This is a genomic window from Burkholderia sp. LS-044 (assembly GCF_004803625.1).
GTDB classification, from domain to species: Bacteria; Pseudomonadota; Gammaproteobacteria; order Burkholderiales; family Burkholderiaceae; genus Burkholderia; species Burkholderia cepacia.
On record NZ_SSWO01000023.1, the window covers coordinates 80,179 to 100,333 of the forward strand.

The window sequence follows — 20,155 nt, forward strand, 5'->3', positions numbered from 1 at the left end:
CTTCGGATTCGTTTGGCGGCGCTGATGTGTCAGATGGCGGAAAAAACACCCGGGATTGCGCCGTCAGACCATGCTGAAGCCGCCGCTGATGCTGATCACCTGACCGGTAATCCAGCTCCCCTTTTCCGATGCAAGCAGGACCGCCATGGGTGCAACGTCGTGCGGCTGACCGAGACGTCGAAGCGGATAGAGCTTGACCAGCCGTTCCAGGTTCGCCTCAAGAAATTCCGGATCGTGTGCAGTCTCGATCAGCCCAAGCGCCAGCGCATTGGCTGTCGTGCCCGAGCGTGTTTCGCGTGCGATCGATTTCATCAGCGCGATATTCGCCGCGCGCGCGGCCGCGCCAATCGCCAGCCCGGATTCGCCAACCCGCGACGAATCGCCCGTGATCGTGATGATTCGGCCGCTGCCTTTCTGCCGTTCGAGATGAGGTAACGCCGCATGCGTGCAGTTCAGCGTGCCGTAAAGGCACACGTCGATCTGCTTGCGCCATTCGTCCGGATGGGAATCGAGAAAACGCTTGCGGATGACAAGCCCGGCGTTATTGACGAGGATGTTGAGACCGCCGAATACCTCGACGGTCTCGTCGATCATCCGGTCCACGGCACGACGGTCAGAGATGTCGCAGCCGATTGCCATCCCGCGCCCGCCTTGCGCGCGGATCTCCTCGACGACCGCATCGGCCGCGGCCTTCGAGCCGTGATAGTTGATCACTACGCTCGCGCCCTCGGCTGCCAATCCCTGCGCGATTTCCCGACCCACGTCCCGGGCGCCGCCGGTGACGAGCGCGACCTTTCCGTCAAGTCTGAATTCCATCTTGTTGCTCCTTGGTTGATTCAATGAGGGATGAATGAATGAGGCGATACAGACGTTCGGGCGTCACCGGCAACTCCGATATGTCGACGTTCAGCGGCGACAGCGCATCGGCAATTGCATTCGCGATAGCGGCAGGCGAGCCGATCGTCCCGCCCTCGCCCATGCCGCGAAAGCCACCCAGCGTATTGGGTGCCAGCTTTTCGAGGTGCACGAGATCGAACGTCGGGACTTCCGGTGCCGACGGCAGCAGGTAGTCGACGAGGCTCGCGGTCAGCAATTGCCCGTCGGCGTCGTACACGACTTCTTCCAGAAGTGCCGCACCGATGCCCTGCGTCACGGCGCCACGCGTCTGCCCCGCGACGATCAACGGATTGATCACCCGTCCGCAATCCTCCGCGATCACGTATCGCTGAACGTGAACGCCATACGTTTCGGGATCGATTTCCACCTGAACGAGATGCGTGGACGAACTTGTCGTGCCTACCACCGGGTCGTACACCCGACTGACGCAAAGATCCTCCCGGAACTCCAGCGGCACGCGTCCCATCTGCGAATAGAGCGCCTTCGCCAGGTCGGCGAACGAGAGGCGAGCGTCGCTCCAGCGCACGTGAATGACGCTCTCGACCACGTCGAGATCTTCCGGCGACACGTCGAGCAGATGGCCGGCGACGCGCAGCATCCGCGCGCGCAGCTCGCGCGCTGCCAGCATTCCAGCCCCGCTGCTGATGACGGCGGTGCGGCTGGCGTAACTGCCGGTACCGTGCGGGACGGCGGCACTATTGCCGGTGATCACGCGTAGATCTTCAATGCGTGCACCAAGTTCGTCAGCCAGGACCTGAGCGAGCGTCGTTTCGTGTCCCTGACCATGCGACGCGCACCCGAACGATGCCGTGACCGCTCCGGTCGAATCGAGCTGGATCACGCACGTATCAGTGCCGGTGTTGATCGGCATGCCTGGCGACGCGGAAATGCGCGAACCGATGCCGGACAGTTCCGCATAACAGGCAACGCCGATGCCTACCCAGCGCCCTTCGGTACGCGCCTGCTCCTGTGCCTGCCTCGCGGCGGTGTAGCCGAACCGTTCTTTGGCCGCCTCGAGTCCTTCGATGAACGCCGATTGATCCCACACGATGCCGACCGGCGTGCGATACGGGAACTCCTCCGGACGCACGAGGTTGCGCAACCGCAACTCCGTCGGATCCATTCTGATGCGCTTTGCCGCCAGATCCATCAAGCGCTCCATCGCGAACGTCGACGTCGGTCGTCCCACGCCGCGATAGGGTCCGGTCGGCGCCTTGGGTGTCGTCACCCCCCGGACGTGTCCGTGGTACGCAGGCACCCGGTACGGCCCCGGCAGAAAACTGATGACCTGAACCGGCTCGATGCCGGCGGTCCACGGATAAATTGAATACGCGCCCACATCTCCGATCACTTCTGCACGCAGACCCAGAATCCGGCCATCGCGATCCAGTGCGAGCTGCGCGTCGACCCGTTCGTCGAAGGCCTGGCTCGTCGACAGCATGTCCTCGAGCCGGTCGCCGCTCCAGCGCACCGCGCGCCCGATCTTGCGCGCGAGCACGCATACGAGCATTTCCTCCTGATAGACCGAGGTCTTGCCGCCAAATCCCCCGCCGACATCGGGCGCGATCACCGTCAGCCGGTTGCCTGGCATGTCGAGCAGATCCGCCATCGCATCACGCACGATTCCCGGTATCTGGCTCGACGTGTAGAGCGTCAGCGCATCCCGGCCGGGGTCCACTTCCGCGATATAGGTGCGAGGCTCCATGGCGGTCGGCATCTTCCGGTGAAACCGGAAGCGTCCGCCAACGGTGACGGACGCGTTCGCGAATGCTTCGTCGATCTCGCCGCGCACGAATCGGCGTTCGACCAGCACGTTGCTCGTCAGCCCTTCGTGCAGCAAGGGCGCCCCGGGCTGTGCGGCCGCCTCGGCATCGGTCTCGACCGGCAGCGGTTCGTATTCGATCTCGATGGCATCCCGCGCATCCTCGGCCAGATAGCGGCTATCGGCGAGCACCGCGATGACGGGTTCGCCGACGAAGTGCACCACGCCGTCCGCGAGCGCGTGAATCGGCGTGGGTTGATAATCCGCCATGCGCGATACTGCGATGGCCGGCTTCACGAGGCCAGCCAGATCCGCCCACGAATAGATGCCGAATACGCCGTCCATCGCCCGTGCGGCGTCGGTGCGAATCGCGCGGATGCGCGCATGCGCCTGGTCGCTGCGCAAGATCGCGAGATGAAGCGCATTTCCCGCCGGGCGATCATCGACATAACGGCCGAGCCCGGTGAGCAGTCTCGCGTCCTCGAATCGACGCACCGACTGCCCGACGAAACCGCCGCGCGGCAGTTTGTCCGTGCCGACATCGGCGTCCAGCGGCGCACCTGGATCATGACGCGGCTTACTCATACGCGTGTGCCCCCTTGCGAAGCGTCTCCCACTGTTGCGGATCGTGGCCGAAGATCACGCTGGCGCCACCTCGTTCCATCCGCCGGATTTCGTTGACGGACGACAATGCGGCATCGGGGTCCCACGTGTTGCGCGGCATGACTTCATTCGTCAAGTTCATGCGCAGGGCAACGGCATCGGCTGCCAGCAGGAAGGCGCCGTCGCACTCCAGCGTCGCGAGCATGCCCAGGCTCCCTGGCGTATGCCCCGGCAACGGCACCAGCAGCATCTTTCCATCGCCGAAGACGTCGCGCTCCCCGTCGACGAGTTCGGTCGGCATCGGATGCTGCCAGTCGGCGGGAATGTAGCCGCGCTGCAGCGCCTCTTCGCCCTGCGCGGCCGCCAGCTCCTTCGCATGACAGAAGAACGTCGCTCGCTTGAAGAACGCATTGCAGCCGCAGTGATCAGAATGCAGATGGGAGTTAATGACCACGTCGATATCGTCCGCGCCGAGCCCGAGCGTCTTCAACTCCGAGATGACGTTGTCTTCCGGTCCGGCGATCGGCGTCATGGCCTTCGCCATCGCCCCCCAGCGAGCGGCGGCATCGTCGACGACCTGCGGGTGGCATCCGGTGTCGAATAATACGTTTCCCTGACCATGCCGAAACAGCATGCACGCCACCGGCAGATCGATCGTTTCGCTTCGCTCGGCTTCAGGAAGATAGACACTCTTGCGCATCCGGAGCCGGCCGCCATTCAGAACATGCATTTTCATTGTTGGTTATCCTCGATTGGCTCTGAACCGGCGGCTTGCCGCAATGCGTCGCGCGCCGTTACGCAAACACGGACGGCTTCGACGATGCCCTGGTAGCCGGTACAGCGGCAAAGATTTCCGGACAGCGCGTCGCGAATCTCGTCATCGCTGTCGAGCGGGTATTTCTGCAACGCATCGGTGCAGGTCGCCAGCATGCCGGGCGTACAGAACCCGCACTGAAGGCCATGATGTTCACGGAACGCCTCCTGCAGCGGGCACAGCGAATCGGGTGTACCCATGCTCTCCACGGTACGCACGTCGCAACCGTCGGCCGAGATCGCCAGCATCAGGCAGGACCGCACGCTATCGCCGTCGACGATCACGGTGCATGCCCCGCATACACCGTGCTCGCAACCAACGTGCGTGCCGGTCAGCGACAGGTCGTGTCGCAAGAAATCGGACAGAAGCAGGCGCGGTTCGACGCTGCGCTCGACGACCGTGCCATTGACGATCATCCAGACGGGTTTGCGGGCAATGTCATGTTCGTTCATTGCGGGACTCCTGAAGCACGGCGCCATGCGCTGCGTATCGCACGCCGCGCCAGCACGCCCGCGAGATGGCGGCGGTATGCCGGCGAAGCGTGCAGATCCATGGCGGGCGACAGTCCGTCGCACGCGGCTTCCGCCGCCTCCTCCACGAGCACGTCGGACAATGGCTTGCCGCGCAGGATCGCTTCCGAGTCGGTGCGCCGCAACGGCGTGTCGCCTACTCCCATCATCGCGACGCGCGCATCGTGAATCACGCCGTCGCGGACATCCAGCAGCACGCCCACGGCGGCCAGCGCAAAGTCACCTGCGCGACGCGAGAATTCCTCGAAACACCAGCCGGTCCCGGGCTTCACGCCCGGAAAATCGACGCGAACGACCATCTCGTCATCGTCGAGCATCGTCGTGAGTGGCGCGACGAAGAAATCGGCCGCCGCGATCCTGCGCTCGCCGTGGGGCGAACGCGCGACGATCGTCGCATCCAGCAATCGCGCCAGCATCGGCAACTCCGCAGCCGGATCGGCATGCGACAGGCTTCCGCCAATCGTGCCGCGATTGCGGATCGCGAGGTGGGCGACATGGCGCATCGTGTCCGGAATGACCGGAAAATGTCGGGCGACCTGGCGCGACGTCTCGAGCACGCGGTGACGCGTCAGCGCACCCACCGCGAGTCCGCCGTCCTCACGCTCGCGCACGTAGTCGAGCTCGACCAGTTTGCGGATGTCGACGATCATCGCGGGACGCACCACACGAAAATTCAGCATCGGCATCAGGCTTTGGCCGCCGGCCATCAATTTCGCATCGCCGCGGCAGGCTGCCAGCGCGGCGATCGCCTCGTCGACGGAGTCCGGGCAACAATAATCAAACGGTGCCGGTTTCATCGGTTCCTCCGATCAACGTCCCTGGAATTTCGCTGCGCGCTTTTCGGCGAACGCGGCCCGGCCTTCTCGATAGTCGTCGCTACCGGCTGCCGCCGCGATCATCGCTTCGGCTCGATCGAGATCCAGCGCGCCGGTGCCCATCGCCATCCCGTTCAGCTGGTATTTCGCACCCGCCACGCTCAGCGGCGCGTTGGCCGCCATCGTTCTCGCGAACGCGCGCGCATCGGCCATCGGATCGGTCGTCCTTGCACGCGGCTTGCCGCCGGTCACCCGCTGCCACCACGAGAGCGGCGCGACCTGCGCGTCGTCTCCGGCGATCCGGTCCAAGAATCCGATGTCGCGTGCCGCACGCGCATCGAATCGCTCTGCGCCGTAGAGTATCTTCTTCGCTTGCGACACCCCCACCAGCGACAACAGCTTGCGCGTCCCACGCACGCCGTAGATGATGGACAGGCGCGCCGCCGGAATGCCGAACGTGGCGTCGGGTGCCGCGAAGCGGAAGTCGCACGACATCGCCAGATGCGCGCCGCCGCCCAGGCAGTAGCCGCGCAATACGGCGATGGTCGGCTTCGAGATGTTCGCGATCGCATCGCAGCACGCATCCACCGCAATCTCGTACGCGTTCGCCTGGCCGGCGTCGGCGCGCACTTTCTCGAACTCGGAGATGTCGGCCCCGGCGCAGAAGTCGTCGCCCGCGCCGGTCAGCAACACGGCCCGCACCTCGGGATTTCGTTCGAGAGCGGTCATGACCGACGGCATCGCGAGCCACATCCCGTATGTCATCGCGTTGCGACTGCGCGGCCGGTTCAAGGTGACGACCGCGATCTGATCGGAGATCCACACCTTGATCTTCTCGGTCATCAACGCATCCGTCACCTCCGCCTGAAGATCGGCCAACGGGGCCGCAGGTGCGCCGTTCGCCGCGGACGAGCGAGCCTGCGGCGCAGCGGCGCCGACGGGTTCGGCACGTTGCCGCGGCGCCAGGGGTCCAGCGGCGACGGCCAGTTCCGCGTAAGCTGGCGCAACGACCGGACGCTCGATCGACACGGCCGCCAACAGTGCATCGACGCCCATCGTCGATGACGACGTCTCCTGTTCACCATTGGCCACTTTCGTGCCGACCTGCCTCGCGAACAGATCGAAGAAATCGTCTGCCGACTTGCGCGCCGCCGCATCGATCATTCGCGAACCCAACTGCGCCAGCTTGCCGCCGACATTTGCCTTGACGCCGTATCGAAGCAGCGTGACATCCTGCTCGAGCGCTTCGAGCGCCACGTCAATGTCGGCACGCGCGAAGCCTGCCGCGCCGCCAGACCCTTCACCCGTCAGCGTGTAACTGACGGGGGCGGCGATATTCGACAACGTCACCTTGCCGGCGAACCGCGCCTTGATCGGCCCGACCTTCGACACCACCGTCGCGGTAAATTCGTTGTCGGCGCTCTTCTCGAGCACTTCGCACCCCGGGATGCTGGCCTGCAGCACCGCCGGATCGTTGAGCGCGTTCCACACGGTCTCGCGGGATGCTTGCAACCGCGCCTCTCCTACCATTTCCATTTGTTCTCTCCTCCAGGACACTTGTCGCAACCGGCGCGTCAGGCCATCAACGACTGCAAGACTTGCCGGACTTCGGGCGGAACCGGCACCGGGCCGTTCGTTGCCCGATCGACATAGACGTGTACGAACTCGCCGATCGCCGAAGCCGTGTCGGCGTCGTTGCGAAACAGCGCGATCTCGTAGCGCACGCTACTGTTGCCGAGATGCACGACCTTCATGCCGACATGGACGACGTCGGGAAAGCCGATCGACGAGAAGTACGTGCAACGCGTGTCGACCACCAGGCCGATAACGGGGCTATTTGCAATATCGAGCACGCCGCGTTCGATCAAATGCCGATTGACTGCCGTATCGAAGTACGCGTAATAGACGACGTTGTTCACGTGCCCGTAGGAATCGTTGTCGGACCAGCGCGTCTGGATGGCACTGAAGTGAGGATATTGGGCTCGGCGCGACGGCATTTTTTTCTGGCTCACAGAACCTCCTCGTAAAGCGCAGCCGCATCCTGAAGGGAAATCTCGCGCGGGTTGTTCACGAGCAAACGGGTTTGACGCATCGCGTCTTCGGCCAGTGTCGCGATATCGCCGTGGCCGATACCGACGGCCGACAGCCGTGTCGGCAAACCGAGCGCCTTCGGTAACGCAGTTAGCCGCGCGACCAGCGCGTTCGCACGCGCACCGGTATTTCCCGTGACGTCCGGCATCAGAACGGCGGCAAGCTCCGCATACCGGTCAGCCGCGGCATCGAGGTTGAAACGCATGACCGCCGGCAGAACGAGCGAGTTCGACAGCCCGTGCGGAACATGAAAGCGCGCGCCTATCGGATACGCCAGCGCATGCACGCCTGCTACGGGCGCATTGGCGAACGCGAGACCGGCCAGCATCGCGCCGAGCAGCATTGCCTGGCGTGCGTCGCGATTGGCGGCGTTGGCACAGGCCTCGCCAATGTTGGCGCCGAGCAAGCGAAGCGCTTCCTTCGCGAGGCAATCGGAGACCGGATTCTTCAGGCGCTTGCTGGTGTACGCCTCGATCGCATGAACCATGGCGTCGATGCCCGTCGCCGCCGTGACCGCGGGCGGCAGGCTCAGCGTCAGATCCGCATCGAGCACCGCAATGTCCGGCAGCAGAACCGGCGAGACAACGCCCTTCTTCTCTCCGTCGCCGGTTGTCACGATCGAAATCGGCGTGACCTCGGATCCCGTTCCCGCAGTCGTGGGGAGCAACACCAGCGGCAGTCGCGGTCCCTTCGCGACGCCAACGCCGTAGACGTCGTCCAGCTTTTCCGTCCGGCGCGCGAGAAGCGCCACCAGTTTCGCAACGTCTAATGAGCTGCCGCCGCCGATACCGACCACGCAGTCGGCCCGCGCGGACACCGCCGCATCGGCCGCACCGTTCACAACATGAGCCGGCGGATCGGCCTGCACGTCTGCATACACCGTTACGGCCATGCCGACTGCCTCGAGGCTTTCAAGAGCCGGCTTCAGCAGACCGTTATCGACGATGCCGCGATCGGTCACGAGAAAGACCGAGCGACAACCCAGCCGGCCGACGATTTCTCCAAGGCGCGCCGAGGCACCGGCCTCGACGATCGTCGACCTGTTCGACTGAAACTCAAATGCGTTCAATTTTGCTCCTCCACCCGATCACGGAATCACGGAATCGACGACGATGTCGTGACGTCAAACTAACTTGCATAAGTGGACTATAGTGAGCGAAATTCTGATTTGCAAGTCCCTTGTTCGACAACTTGTCATGTATGACGCCGCGCGGCTATCCAGCCGTTATTGGCTGATGTATTGAAGCATTCCGCGCGTATGCGGTCGTCTCTTTCGCGTGTGGGCGCAGCCGTTCCAATATGGAATCGTGAACGTATAGATCGCTTGCATTTCCGATACCTTCCTGGTTGTTGTGTACCGGGCATGCCCACAAGGTTAACGTCTGCTGCAAGGTCGAATCGGGACGCGGCAAGAGTCCGCGCGCGACTAGATGCGCGTGGCGATACGTGCAGTCGATCAGGCGCACCAAACCATGAGGAAGGGGAAAAGGGGATGACTAGGCAAATCGCCACGCGCGCAGTCCGCCGGCGCGCTTTGAACGAAACGCCCAGCCGGCTGCCAGGCCCACCGGGCGAGAAGACAGGCGCCGCCATCCTGATGAATCGATCTGCCGCCGTACGCGCGCTCGGGCGCCACGCGGCATCGAGAAGCGCGAGTCAGGCGACGTCGAGCTCTACCGGCAACGCATACCGCAGTACGTATGACATTTCACGCGGATCGAGTTCGGCGTCGCATTTGTCGCATACGACGATTGCATGAAAATCGTGGTCACACTCTCGGTGCCGCAGTTTCAACGGCGCTTTTCCGCCAGACAGCCACTTGTCACCCCAAGCCATCATCACCAGCAGCGGCCCATACAAGTCGCGGCCCATTTCGGTCAGCCGGTACTCGTAACGTTTCGGCTTCTCCTGATACAGCCGCTTCTCCGCGATACCCTGCTCCACGAGTCGCTGCAGCCGGTCCGACAGGATGTTGGTGGCGATACCCAGGCGCGACTGAAACTCGTCGAAGCGTCGAACACCGTAAAAGAATTCCCGGATCACGAGGAAGCTCCAGCGGTCACCGATGATCTGCAACGTTCGCGCGACCGAGCATGGCCGAATGCGCTCGAGGACGCTCACGTCCGAATTCCGGCGCGAGCGCTTGCGTTCGATGCTACGCTCCTCGCCGCCCGCCCCCGGCCCGTCGCGATAGTGGACGGACCTCGGGTCAATGCCAGCGTGGCAGTGCGAGCACACGACGCGCGGTGCGCAATCGCATTTGCAGGTCTTGTGAATGAGCTTCAACGGAGGCTGCGCGCCGCCCGCAAGCCAACGGTCGCCGAACGCGAGCAACGCGATCATCGTCGCGTACAGGTCGCGGCCTTGCTCCGTGAAACGGTACTCATAGCGGGCACCGCCCGTCGACGGAAGCCGTTTCTTCAGTATGCCCAGGGTCGTGAATTTCTTGAGCCGCTCCACCAGCGTTGTACGCGGCACCTGCAGGATACTCTGGAACTGCTCGAATCGCCTGACGCCGAAAAAGCACTCCCGCAGCACCAGAAATCCCCACGCGTCCGACAGTATCTCGACGGTTCTCGCAACCGACGAATAGCGCTCGATCGATGCAAAACGTGCATCCGACGCACGGTGGCTCGACGATTCGAGCATGGCGGGTTTAACCATAAGTTCATCGAAAAAATTTCATCTGCCATTCGCGCAACGCAACACAGGTGCGCGCGCGCCTATTCGATCCATTGCGGAACCGATGGCGCATCGCGAAGCGCGTGCGACTGCACGACCGGCACGCCGTAGCGGTGCGAAGTCATCTCCGCCATGATCGCCACCGCAATCTCCGGCGGTGTCCTAGCTCCGATGTGAAGCCCGATCGGACCATGAAGCGCTGCAACCTGCGTATCGGTCAAGTCAAACAGCTTGAGCCGTTCCCGACGCTTCGCGTTATTCGCACGCGCGCCGACCGCTCCCACGTAGAACGCCGGAGATTTGAGCGCCTCGATCAACGCAAGCTCGTCGATCTTCGGATCGTGCGTCAACGCCACCACGGCCGTGTTCGGATCCAGGCCGACTCGCGCGATCAGGTCGTCTGGCATTTTGCGAAATACTTCGGTATGAGGCACGGACCATTCCCCGAGATACTCTTCACGCGGGTCGCAAACGATGACGTGATAGCCCAGCGCCACTGCCATGCGCGCAACATATTCGGACAGTTGCCCCGCACCGATGATCAGCAGGCGATGGCTCGGCCCGTAACATGCGCGCAGCGACACGCCGTCGAACGAGGTCGGGGCTGCCGAATCGGTCGGCGTCACGTCGGCTTCGCCGGTATTGGCGTTCACGTTGCGGATCACCGCCCGGCCACGCCCGACCCATTCCAGCGCCTCGTCCAGCCGCGATGATATCCGGACCGGTTCCACGAGAATAATCAGCGTGCCGCCGCACGGAAGACCGAAGCGATGCGCGTCGTCTGCCGAGAGGCCATAGGTTACAACGGTCGGCGTCGAACCCGAAAATCCGACGCGCCACACGCGCTCGACCAGATCGTCCTCGAGACACCCGCCCGATACGGAACCCTTCACGGCACCATCGTCACGCAGCGCGACCATCGCGCCGATCGGGCGAGGCGCCGAGCCCCACGTCTTCAGAACCGTGCCGAGCATCACCGCGCGCCCAGAGCGATGCCACATGACGGCAGTTTCCAGTACGTCTCGATCCATGCTGTCCAACGCGGTTTCCCTCCACGGTCCTTCCACAGTACGCCAATCAGTTCATTTATGCAAGTTATAACGTTAGAAAATTTGCCACTGGATTCGACCTTGATAGCCCTTGGAACGGAGGGACAGGCTTCGAGTTGCTGCGACAGTTCGGGCAACCGTAAGCCAAAATAAATCTATGGTCCGCCCCAGTTTTACAACCCCTGACGGTTGATGTCACGTTGGCTTGCCCAGATCCATCCAGCGTCGTTTTGAGGACCGCGCCCCGCGCCTCAATAAACTTCGCGCCTGCGGCTCCTTTAAAGTCGTGCGGCTCTGGTAGGTGTCTTTATTTTCCAAGATGTTCCACACAGACTGAACCGCCCCGGGAAATCGGGGAGGCTGGTTGGTTTAACTTGATGTCGATTCAGCGGTGGCTGTTCCAAGTTGGCGATGGTAGTTTGTCTCGGCTTTGGCAGCCTCACGGTATAGCCGAGCGGTTTCATCAATCAATAATGATTAAATCAGGTCACCCACTCCCGCGTTGCTAGTTCAACGGAGTACTTCGTCAGGCAGCCCCGCGCATCTGCACAACGGCCCGCGCGCGCACCGTGAACGTCAGGATGACAGCACCGGCCAGCGCCGATGCACCCGCGAGCACGAACGCACTTGCATACCCACCGCCATACTGGATGAGCCAGCCGGTCAAGCTTGGCGACAGGATGCCTGCGAGATTCGCGAGCAGATGAACGAACCCGCCGGCCGAGCCGACACGTTCCCGCGGCACGATTTCCTGCAGAAGCGACCAGCAAGCCTGCGGTGCCATGAACGCGAACAGGCTTGCGATCGCGATCAGCGTGACGGCCGCGCCGAGCGAGCTCACCCGTGACGCCAGCAGCACGCAAGCCGCCGCTACAGCCAATCCGACGACGATCACGATCTTGCGCGCGAACAGCACGTCGCCGGTGCGGCGGTAGATGCGGTCCGACACAGTGCCGCCGGCCACGAAACCGACGGTCGCACCGAGCCAGGGCAGAATCCCGACGACACTCATCTGCTTGATGTTTAGATGCTGGTAGTCGGTGAGATAGCTGGGCAACCATGAAAGGAAGAAATAGAGCACATAGTTGAAGCTGAAGAACGCGAGCGCCACGCCGAGCACCGGCTGCGACAGCAGATCGCGCAGCAGCGGACGCGCAGCACGCTCGTCCGCATGCGCATCCAGTGAGACGCCGACCGTCCGGTCGGATGCGATCTCACGCACTTCTTCCGGAGACACGCGCGGGTGGCTCGCCGGATCGTCGCGGAACAACGCCCACCACGCGGCCAGCCACACGAAGCCGAGCGTGGCGATCACAACGAACGAAACGCGCCAGCCAAACTGCAGCGCAACCAGGCCGACGATCGGCGCCGCGATGGCCGCACCGAGCGGCTGCCCCGCGTTGGTCCAGCCGACCGCACGTCCCGCTTCGCGGCGCGGGAACCAGTTCGAGATCGCCTTGTTGGTGGTCGTCCCCATCGGCCCTTCGCCGATCCCGAACGCGACGCGTACGATCAGTAGGTGCGCGAACGACCCGGCGAGCGCGGTCGCGCCGCAGAAGAGAGACCACACGCCGGCCGCGCACGCGAACACTCGACGCGGCCCGAATCGGTCCGCGGCCCAGCCGCCGACGAAGCAGAATACGCAGTAGCCGATGAAGAAGCTGCTGAACAGGATACCCATCTGCGCGTCGTCGATGCCGAGTTCGCGCTTGATGATCGGCGCGACGACGGACAGCGCCGCGCGATCGAGATAGTTCAGCATGCCGGCGCCGAAGAGCAGCGCGCCGATCCACCAGCGGTAACGTGTTTTCATGTTGTCTCCTGTCGAGCCGGGCACGTGCCTGCGCATCCGCCCGGCTTCCTGATTTCCGATTGCGCCGCCACACCGGCAACGGTTTCACGTGCGTGCGCCGAGCGCACCGTTCCTGCGTTCAACCGATCGTCGCGTGCGCGATCGTGTTGCGTGCCAGCACCGCTTGGTCCGGCAAGAAGCCAAGCCCGGGCACATCGGGCAAGCGCAACCGCGCCCCGGGCCGCTGCGCGTCATGCAGCCGCTCGGGCCAGTCGAGATAGGGAATTTCGAGCGCTACATCGTCCGGTAGCGTCGCGACCACGTGCGCGGTCGCCAGCAGCCCCGCTCCGTAATAGAAACAGTGCGGCACGACCCGCACGCCGTGCTCCGCCGCGAGCGCGACCACTTCCGCGATGCCGGTCGGTCCACCGATCTTCGCGATGCTTGGCTGCGCGACGTCGAGCGCGCCGTGTTCGAACAGGTCGCGAAAGCCCGCGACGCCCGACGAGTTCTCACCCGCCGCGATCGGCACGCCGACGCCGCGCACACGCGCGATGCCGTCCGCGTCGTCGCAAGGCCAAACCGGTTCCTCGATCCAGCCGAGCCGCAGGTCGGCCAGCTCGCTCACATGCCGCAGCGCGTCGCTCGCCGTCCACGGGCAGTTCACGTCGACCATCAGTTCGCTGCCGGCCGGCAATGCCGCACGCGCGGCCGCGATGGCCGCACGTTGCGTCTCGTGCAGCTTGATGCGCCCGAACCCTTCGTCCGACGCCCGCCGCACGTGGCGCGCGACTTCGTCGGGGTCGTTGTCGTAGCTGACCAGGCTCGCATACACGTCTATCTCGTCGCGGTGGCCGCCGAGCCACCGATACAACGGCACGCCGGCCGCCTGCGCGGCGAGGTCGTGCAGCGCCGTGTCGATCGCGGACAATGCGTACAGCACCGGTCCGGTGCGGCCGAACGCATGCAGCGCGCGATCGGCCGCGTCACGCAATGTGGCGATCCCGTGCCGCGTCGGCTCGAATTCGGCGCCCTTGAACCAACGGCCAACCGGGCCTTCGAGCGCGGCGAACGTGACGGGATTGATCAGATGACCGAATGCTTCGCCCCAGCCAACGCGCCCTGCGTCATCGGTGAGCCTGACCAGCAGCGACTCCATGCGACGCAGCGAGCGGTCTGCTGCGTTATACGTATCGGCGACGGTCGGTTCAACAGCGGCGACGGGACGGCGGCCCGCATCGAATGCGAGCGAGAGGCGAATGACTTCGATGGTGACGATTTTCACGAACAGATTCCCGGTGCGGCGGGTCGGTGGCATGGAAGCGGCCGACGGCAGAAAGTGCAATGCAATGGCAGCTTTGCGAGGTCGTTCGATTGCGTCACGTCGGCTCCCATAGCAGTCTGTCATCGTACAACTAACGCCATCCGACGGCAATATCTCCAGATCTCTTCCCCTTATAGGTGGGATGATTTATACATGGGTTTGTTATGTGACATCTTATGACCGTTACAGGCGGAAAAAATGGAACCGCGGGCGCCGGGCCGATGGTGAACGGGACCCGGGTCGGCATCGCCTGCCTCGATGGCCAGCCAGCCTGGATCGGTCAGCGATTCGATCCGTCGAAGTTCACCAGTTCGACCCAGTTCGCGCCCTTGCCGACCGGATATTGGCCGAGCGTGGCAAGCCCGCCCGTTTTCGCGTCGATGCGATAGAGGCTCAACGTCGGCGACAGCTGCCCCACCGCGAGCAGATACCGTCCCGACGGATCGATGTTGAAGCCGCGAGGCTGCTTTTCGGTCGCGTACGTGCCGATCCGCACCAGCTTGCCCGTGGCCGTATTCACGCGATAGGCGCCCAGCGTGCTTGAGGTTCGTTCGGAGATGAACAGGAAGCGGCTGTCCGGTGTGAGATGCAGATCGGCTCCCCACGGCTTGTCACCCTTGAAGTCGGGCGGCAAGATCGAAATCGTCTGGACCGGCCTGATGGTGTCGTTGGCCCGATTGAAGGCAAGCACGTGCAGCTTGCCGTCGAGCTCGTCGATCAGGTAGACGAAGCGATTATCAGCGGAAAACACGAAATGGCGCGGCCCCGAATCCTTCGGCAGGGAATACGCGGGCTGCGCGTCCTCGGTGAGCGCGCCGGTGCTGGCGTCGAACTTGAGACGCAACCACGCGTCGGCGCCCAGCACCGATGCGAACGCATAGCGGTTGTCCGCCGACACGCGGACGGCATGCGCCATCGGCCCGGTCTTGACGGTCTGCTGCACATTGGCCGCCACCCCGTTCGCGCCGATGCGGTTCACCGCCAGCAGATTGCCGCCGTACGACGCCGAAATCAGGTAGCGGCCGGTCATGTCGGTCGACAGGTATGCCATGCTTTCGGCGAGCGGCGCACGGCCCAGTTCGACGAGGTCGCCGTCGAGCGGATTGATGGCGAAACTCACGACGCTGTAGGGCTTGGAGCGCAGCCCCGCATACAGACGACGATGGTCGGGCGAGAGCGCCATCGGCATAACGGTACCGTTCACGGGCACGGTTTCGACCGCGGCGAGCGTGCCGGCCCGTGCGTCGAGGCGGAACACCGAGATGTCCTGGCTGTCGGCGTTCGAAACGTAGGCGTACGTCGCCGCGTGCACGGCGAAAGATGCGGCCAAGCCCGAGAGCGCCAGCGCCACGCGGCGCAACTTCATCGTCGTTTTCATTTCGTCCTTTTTTCTATTGTTGGTGAAAGCCGTCAAGCTTCGCCGAGACGGAATACCGCCACGGCGTCCTTCATCGATTGCGCCTGATGCTCCAGCGCATCCGCGGCGGCGGCGGCCTGCTCGACGAGCGCCGCATTCTGCTGCGTGGCTTGATCCATCTGGCTCACGGCGACGCCCACCTGCTGTATGCCGGCGCTCTGCTCGCTCGTCGCCGACGACATTTCCACCAAGATGGTCGCCACGTTGCGCACGGCGCCCACGATCTCCTCCATCGCCGCGCCCGCTTCGGCCGCGAACGCGTTGCCGTTTCGCACCTCGTTCATCGAGGCGCCGATCAGTTCCTTGATCTCGCGCGCCGCGCTGGCGCTGCGCTGCGCGAGCGTTCGCACCTCGCCCGCGACGACCGCGAAGCCACGCCCCTGTTCGCCCGCGCGCGCCGATTCGACGGCCGCATTCAGCGCGAGAATGTTGGTCTGGAACGCGATGCTGTCGATCATGTTCGTTATCTCGGCGATCTTAAGCGCGCTTGCACTGATATCCTGCATTGTCCGGACCACGCGGCCGACCACGTCACCGCCCCGGCGCGCGAGGTCCGCCGTGCCGCTCGCGAGCGTGCTCGCCTCGGTGGCGTTCGCGGCGTTCTGCCTGACCGTCGAGGTCAGTTCCTCCATGCTCGCGGCGGTTTCCTCGAGCGACGCCGATTGCTGCTCCGTGCGGCTCGACAGGTCGAGATTGCCGGCGGCGATCTCGCGTGCAGCCGTGTGGATCGCGTCGCAGCTGTCTCGCACGCCGCTCACGGTGCGCGAGAGTCCGTCGCGCATCCCCCGCATGGCCGCAAAAAGCAGGCCGAATTCGTTGCGGCCCGCCTCGGGCACGCGCACGGTCAGATCGTTCGACGCGACGCGGTCGAGCACCGCCACCGCTTCGCCGAGCGGGCGCGTCACGATGCGCGTGAGCGCGACGTGCGTGACGACCATCAGCGCAAGCGCCAGCCCGACGCCCACCACCACGAAGCCCAGGATCCACCGGTAGCGCGCGTTGCCGTCGTTGAGCGCCTGTTCGGTCAGGGTGTTCGCGAGTGTCTGCAGCTTCTCGACGTTTTCCGAGTACACCATGCCCGCGCGGGTGACATCGCGGTCGTTGATGGTCACGTAGCCGGCAGTGTCGTTATTGCGCAGCGCGTCGGCCGCGCGCGCGAGCAGGGCCGCAAGCCGGTCCGACGACGCCACGAGTTGTCGTTTGAGCTCCGAATCCATGCCGTCGAATGCACTTGCGTCGCGATATGCGCTGGTTTCGCTCGCGGAGCGTTCGAAGGTGCGATTCGCGCTCTGCAAGGCCGAATCGCGCGCCGCCGTGTCGTTGCGCTCTTTCAGCGCGCTATAGGCGCGCACCAGCGCCGAACGCGTGCGGGTGCTGTCCTTGTATGCGTCGTTGACGAGGATGGTTTGGCGCGAAATCTCATGCAGGCGCTGCGCGTTCGCATCGGCCATTCGCAGCGACACGATGCCGGCGATGCCGCCAATCACGATCACCACCCCAAACATCGTCAGTGCCGCGAGCAGGCTGGCTCGCACCGTCATGTTGCGCATCTTGGTTCCTGTCTCTGCTTGGTCATCAGCCGCGGTGACGGCACGTGGGACGTCCCGGGCATCAGCCACGCACGTTCTGGCATTGTTGGGTGGATTGCGGGGTGCGTTACGTGGTGACCCGCGTATGGGTCGCGAATTTTGATATGTGACATCGTACCTCTTATACACGATTTTCGCGCTGTTCCACAGGAAACCTCTCCCCCTTTTGAGGTTGACCGAAATCCGCCTAAACCCCGGTGAACCTCATATGCCGCATGGGGGGCAATAATAACGCGCAATCTGACGGCTTGTTCTTAGGGTAGACACGGACGGGAGCGTTGGTGCATTCAGCGATAATATCATCGTGTCATCGTATGACAACGGCCCTAGCGACGGTATCGCCTCATCGACAAGATCACAAGAAAAAGACGGAGACAGCAGTGACCGACAACGACTTCGATCCACAACCCGACGGCACCGTTCGGCATCCCTCCATACCCAGGATCACTCGACGCCATTTCCTCGGCTACAGCAGTGCCCTGATGGGCGGCGCCCTGCTCGGCGCTTGCGGTGGTACCGACAACACTCCGCCCCCCGCCAGCGTGCCTGCGGCGGATCCAATCTGGGGGCCGAGTGGCCTGGCGACCAACATCATCGCCTCGCTGAATGGCATCGCGCAGTCGTCGTTCCCTGCCCTCGATTTCCAGGTTGAGGCCTACGGCGCCCAGCCGTGTTCGGTCGTTGCGCAAAGCAGCCCGTATACAGATGCTACCAAATCGCCGCTGAGCCCCGGCGCCGGCGCCACCCCAGGTGCTGGAGCGGTGGATTCGCGTCCAGCCTTCCTGGCTGCGATCGCAGCCTGCTCGGCAGCGGGCGGCGGACGCGTGGTGGTGCCGGCCGGCGCTTGGTACTGCGCAGGGCCGATCGTGCTGCAGAGCAACGTCAACTTTCACCTGAGTGCGAACTGCACGATCTTCTTCAGCCCAAACCCGGCCGACTACGCCAAGGACGGCCCCGTCGACTGCGGCGCCAACGGCAAGCTGTTCTATAGCCGCTGGCAGGCCAACGACTGCTTGAACTTCGGCGCGCTAGTGTACGCACGCAACGCCAGCCATATCGCGCTTACCGGCGAAGGCACCACCTCGATCCTAAACGGGCAGGCGATGACGCCGTTCGCCGGCTCGGGCAACACGGCCACCTGCTGGTGGACCTACAAAGGCAACACGGGTGTCTACGGTTGCGCTGGCTCCTCCACGCCGTCGCAGGCCTATACGAACCCGAACAACGTCGACCTGAAAACGGCCGCGCCCGGTATTCCGGACGCTTTGTATTCGCTGCTGACCAATCCGGCCACGCCGTGGCAGCAGGATCAGAACTACCTGCCCGCGCTGTCCGAGGCCGGTGTGCCGGTAGCGCAGCGCATCTTCGGGCTGGGCCATTACCTGCGGCCCTGCATGGTTGAATTCATCGGGTGCACCGACGTCCTAATGGAGAACTATCACACCCAAAACACGCCATTCTGGCAGCACCATCCGACCGACTGCACAAACGCGGTGATTCGCGGCGTGATGGCCGACAGCATCGGCCCGAACAACGACGGCTTCGATCCCGATGCCTGCACTAACGTGCTGTGCGACGGTATGATCTTCAACACAGGTGACGATTGCATCGCGATCAAGTCGGGCAAGGATCTCGATACGCAATACGGCGCGGCACGGAACCACGTGGTGCAGAACTGCACCATGAACAGCGGTCACGGCGGCATCACACTCGGCAGCGAGATGGGCGGCGGCATCGAGAACGTTTACGCGCGCAACCTGACGATGCTGAACCAGCACTGGGCGACCAATTCGCTGAACATTGCTATCCGCATCAAGACCAACATGAATCGCGGCGGTTTCGTGCGCAACTTCTATGTGAACGGCGTGACACTGCCGAACGGCGTGAGCCTGACGGGCGGCGGCTACGGCAGCAAGATGCTGGCCGGCAGCCCGATCAACAGCACCGTGCCGCTCGGCGTGGCAACGTTGGCGTCGGGCAATCCGTCGGCATCGCAGGGCGGCCTGATCACATTCGATTGCGATTACCAACCCGCCGGCGATGCGATCCGGACGCGCCCGGCGCTCGTGCAGAACGTCAACATCACTAACGTGAATGCCACCAACGTCACGCTCGGCAGCGCGACCGGCTCGTGTTTCCAGGCGATCGTCGCGCAAGGCCCGGTGGCGTTCGACTACAACGGTCCGGCGCCGACCCCGACGATTCCCGCCATCACCGGTGTAACCATCTCGAACTGCGACTTCGGCTCGCCCACCGCAACGGGGCCGGCCAGCACCACCACGCCGGGTCCGATCTATGCGTGGAACGTGAACGGCATTAGCCTGCAGAACGTGTTGATCGCGGGGCAACTCTACAACACCACGATCACCGACCTTCGCTGATCCTCACGGAACCGCGCACGTGGATCTCACGCGGAAGTACCCGGGGGCCGGGCCGGCCCCCGGACGACGTTCAGCAGGCAGCCTTCCAACGATTCTCCGGTCGCCTGTTGCCGCGCGCCACCAGTCAATCGGCCATGCCTGCAATGACTGAACGCGACCAAAAGTTGGACGACGAGCCCTGAGGCCAGACGCTGACGCAACCCTACGCGCTGCTGCATGACATGCTGTACGTGGCAACGAGGCAGCGGCAGGGTGACTTGCTCGACTGCTTCGATCTTGAACTCATCCGTGTACCACTTGCCGCTCATATCGACCTCCTCGGTTGCCATAAATTATGGCTCGAAGATGTCTACGAAAGGCTAGCCGGTCCAGGCGCGAGTCGCCTGTCCATATCTCATTGGTTTTTATC

General features: G+C 63.7%; 16 protein-coding genes. 1 reads left to right on the forward strand and 15 read right to left on the reverse strand.

Features of this window, described 5'->3' with window-relative positions:
* Nucleotides 1–63: 63 nt before the first annotated feature.
* The 14 genes from E9536_RS36970 to E9536_RS37040 all read right to left on the reverse strand — a co-directional run bounded on the left by E9536_RS36970 (nt 64) and on the right by E9536_RS37040 (nt 17,326).
* On the reverse strand, nt 64–816 hold the full coding sequence (locus E9536_RS36970; RefSeq protein ID WP_124522364.1) for an SDR family oxidoreductase: 753 nt from the start codon (nt 814–816) through the stop codon (nt 64–66).
* Nucleotides 800–3,244 (reverse strand): xanthine dehydrogenase family protein molybdopterin-binding subunit, encoded by a 2,445-nt coding sequence (locus E9536_RS36975; RefSeq protein WP_124522366.1) that lies wholly within the window; start codon nt 3,242–3,244, stop codon nt 800–802. The genes E9536_RS36970 and E9536_RS36975 overlap by 17 nt, the downstream gene beginning before the upstream one ends.
* Nucleotides 3,237–3,998: an N-acyl homoserine lactonase family protein gene (locus E9536_RS36980; RefSeq protein WP_136472586.1), complete on the reverse strand. Its 762-nt coding sequence runs from the start codon at nt 3,996–3,998 to the stop codon at nt 3,237–3,239. The genes E9536_RS36975 and E9536_RS36980 overlap by 8 nt, the downstream gene beginning before the upstream one ends.
* Complete coding sequence (locus E9536_RS36985; protein WP_136472588.1) at nt 3,995–4,528, reverse strand: (2Fe-2S)-binding protein; 534 nt, start codon at nt 4,526–4,528, stop codon at nt 3,995–3,997. The genes E9536_RS36980 and E9536_RS36985 overlap by 4 nt, the downstream gene beginning before the upstream one ends.
* Complete coding sequence (locus E9536_RS36990) at nt 4,525–5,403, reverse strand: xanthine dehydrogenase family protein subunit M (protein ID WP_136472590.1); 879 nt, start codon at nt 5,401–5,403, stop codon at nt 4,525–4,527. The genes E9536_RS36985 and E9536_RS36990 overlap by 4 nt, the downstream gene beginning before the upstream one ends.
* 12 nt (nt 5,404–5,415) lie before the next feature.
* Nucleotides 5,416–6,957, reverse strand: coding sequence for an enoyl-CoA hydratase-related protein (locus tag E9536_RS41945; protein ID WP_323632000.1), 1,542 nt, complete (start codon nt 6,955–6,957; stop codon nt 5,416–5,418).
* Nucleotides 6,958–6,995: 38 nt separating this feature from the next.
* Nucleotides 6,996–7,418 (reverse strand): thioesterase family protein, encoded by a 423-nt coding sequence (locus E9536_RS37005; RefSeq protein ID WP_136472615.1) that lies wholly within the window; start codon nt 7,416–7,418, stop codon nt 6,996–6,998.
* 11 nt (nt 7,419–7,429) lie between these two features.
* On the reverse strand, nt 7,430–8,581 hold the full coding sequence (locus E9536_RS37010; RefSeq protein WP_136472592.1) for an iron-containing alcohol dehydrogenase: 1,152 nt from the start codon (nt 8,579–8,581) through the stop codon (nt 7,430–7,432).
* 587 nt (nt 8,582–9,168) lie between these two features.
* Entirely contained in the window at nt 9,169–10,176 is a 1,008-nt protein-coding gene (locus E9536_RS37015; protein WP_136472594.1) for a helix-turn-helix domain-containing protein, read from the reverse strand.
* A 59-nt stretch (nt 10,177–10,235) separates the two neighbouring features.
* Nucleotides 10,236–11,225, reverse strand: a complete 990-nt coding sequence (locus tag E9536_RS37020; protein ID WP_247873553.1) for an XdhC family protein — start codon at nt 11,223–11,225, stop codon at nt 10,236–10,238.
* Nucleotides 11,226–11,769: 544 nt separating this feature from the next.
* Nucleotides 11,770–13,056, reverse strand: a complete 1,287-nt coding sequence (locus E9536_RS37025; RefSeq protein ID WP_124646519.1) for an MFS transporter — start codon at nt 13,054–13,056, stop codon at nt 11,770–11,772.
* A gap of 118 nt (nt 13,057–13,174) precedes the next feature.
* Nucleotides 13,175–14,320 (reverse strand): mandelate racemase/muconate lactonizing enzyme family protein, encoded by a 1,146-nt coding sequence (locus E9536_RS37030; RefSeq protein ID WP_124646518.1) that lies wholly within the window; start codon nt 14,318–14,320, stop codon nt 13,175–13,177.
* Between the two features lie 319 nt (nt 14,321–14,639).
* Nucleotides 14,640–15,737 carry a beta-propeller fold lactonase family protein gene (locus E9536_RS37035; RefSeq protein WP_136472598.1) on the reverse strand — a complete coding sequence of 366 codons (1,098 nt, stop codon included), beginning with the start codon at nt 15,735–15,737 and terminating at the stop codon, nt 14,640–14,642.
* Nucleotides 15,738–15,769: 32 nt separating this feature from the next.
* Entirely contained in the window at nt 15,770–17,326 is a 1,557-nt protein-coding gene (locus E9536_RS37040) for a methyl-accepting chemotaxis protein (protein WP_136472617.1), read from the reverse strand.
* Nucleotides 17,327–17,847: 521 nt separating this feature from the next.
* Here E9536_RS37040 and E9536_RS37045 point away from each other — a divergent pair.
* Complete coding sequence (locus tag E9536_RS37045) at nt 17,848–19,746, forward strand: glycoside hydrolase family 28 protein (RefSeq protein ID WP_136472619.1); 1,899 nt, start codon at nt 17,848–17,850, stop codon at nt 19,744–19,746.
* A gap of 26 nt (nt 19,747–19,772) precedes the next feature.
* Here the strand turns inward: E9536_RS37045 and E9536_RS37050 are convergent, their stop codons facing one another.
* Nucleotides 19,773–20,075 (reverse strand): hypothetical protein, encoded by a 303-nt coding sequence (locus tag E9536_RS37050; protein WP_136472600.1) that lies wholly within the window; start codon nt 20,073–20,075, stop codon nt 19,773–19,775.
* Between the last annotated feature and the right edge of the window lie 80 nt (nt 20,076–20,155).

What these genes read in the sequence shown, in the direction of transcription:
- E9536_RS36970 (WP_124522364.1), bottom strand. Translation starts at nt 816, where the DNA reads ATGGAATTCAGACTTGACGGAAAGGTCGCGCTCGTCACCGGCGGCGCC.
- E9536_RS36975 (WP_124522366.1), bottom strand. Translation starts at nt 3,244, where the DNA reads ATGAGTAAGCCGCGTCATGATCCAGGTGCGCCGCTGGACGCCGATGTC.
- E9536_RS36980 (WP_136472586.1), bottom strand. Translation starts at nt 3,998, where the DNA reads ATGAAAATGCATGTTCTGAATGGCGGCCGGCTCCGGATGCGCAAGAGT.
- E9536_RS36985 (WP_136472588.1), bottom strand. Translation starts at nt 4,528, where the DNA reads ATGAACGAACATGACATTGCCCGCAAACCCGTCTGGATGATCGTCAAT.
- E9536_RS36990 (WP_136472590.1), bottom strand. Translation starts at nt 5,403, where the DNA reads ATGAAACCGGCACCGTTTGATTATTGTTGCCCGGACTCCGTCGACGAG.
- E9536_RS41945 (WP_323632000.1), bottom strand. Translation starts at nt 6,957, where the DNA reads ATGGAAATGGTAGGAGAGGCGCGGTTGCAAGCATCCCGCGAGACCGTG.
- E9536_RS37005 (WP_136472615.1), bottom strand. Translation starts at nt 7,418, where the DNA reads ATGCCGTCGCGCCGAGCCCAATATCCTCACTTCAGTGCCATCCAGACG.
- E9536_RS37015 (WP_136472594.1), bottom strand. Translation starts at nt 10,176, where the DNA reads ATGGTTAAACCCGCCATGCTCGAATCGTCGAGCCACCGTGCGTCGGAT.
- E9536_RS37020 (WP_247873553.1), bottom strand. Translation starts at nt 11,225, where the DNA reads ATGGATCGAGACGTACTGGAAACTGCCGTCATGTGGCATCGCTCTGGG.
- E9536_RS37025 (WP_124646519.1), bottom strand. Translation starts at nt 13,056, where the DNA reads ATGAAAACACGTTACCGCTGGTGGATCGGCGCGCTGCTCTTCGGCGCC.
- E9536_RS37035 (WP_136472598.1), bottom strand. Translation starts at nt 15,737, where the DNA reads ATGAAAACGACGATGAAGTTGCGCCGCGTGGCGCTGGCGCTCTCGGGC.
- E9536_RS37040 (WP_136472617.1), bottom strand. Translation starts at nt 17,326, where the DNA reads ATGCGCAACATGACGGTGCGAGCCAGCCTGCTCGCGGCACTGACGATG.
- E9536_RS37045 (WP_136472619.1), top strand. Translation starts at nt 17,848, where the DNA reads ATGGGCGGCGCCCTGCTCGGCGCTTGCGGTGGTACCGACAACACTCCG.
- E9536_RS37050 (WP_136472600.1), bottom strand. Translation starts at nt 20,075, where the DNA reads ATGGCAACCGAGGAGGTCGATATGAGCGGCAAGTGGTACACGGATGAG.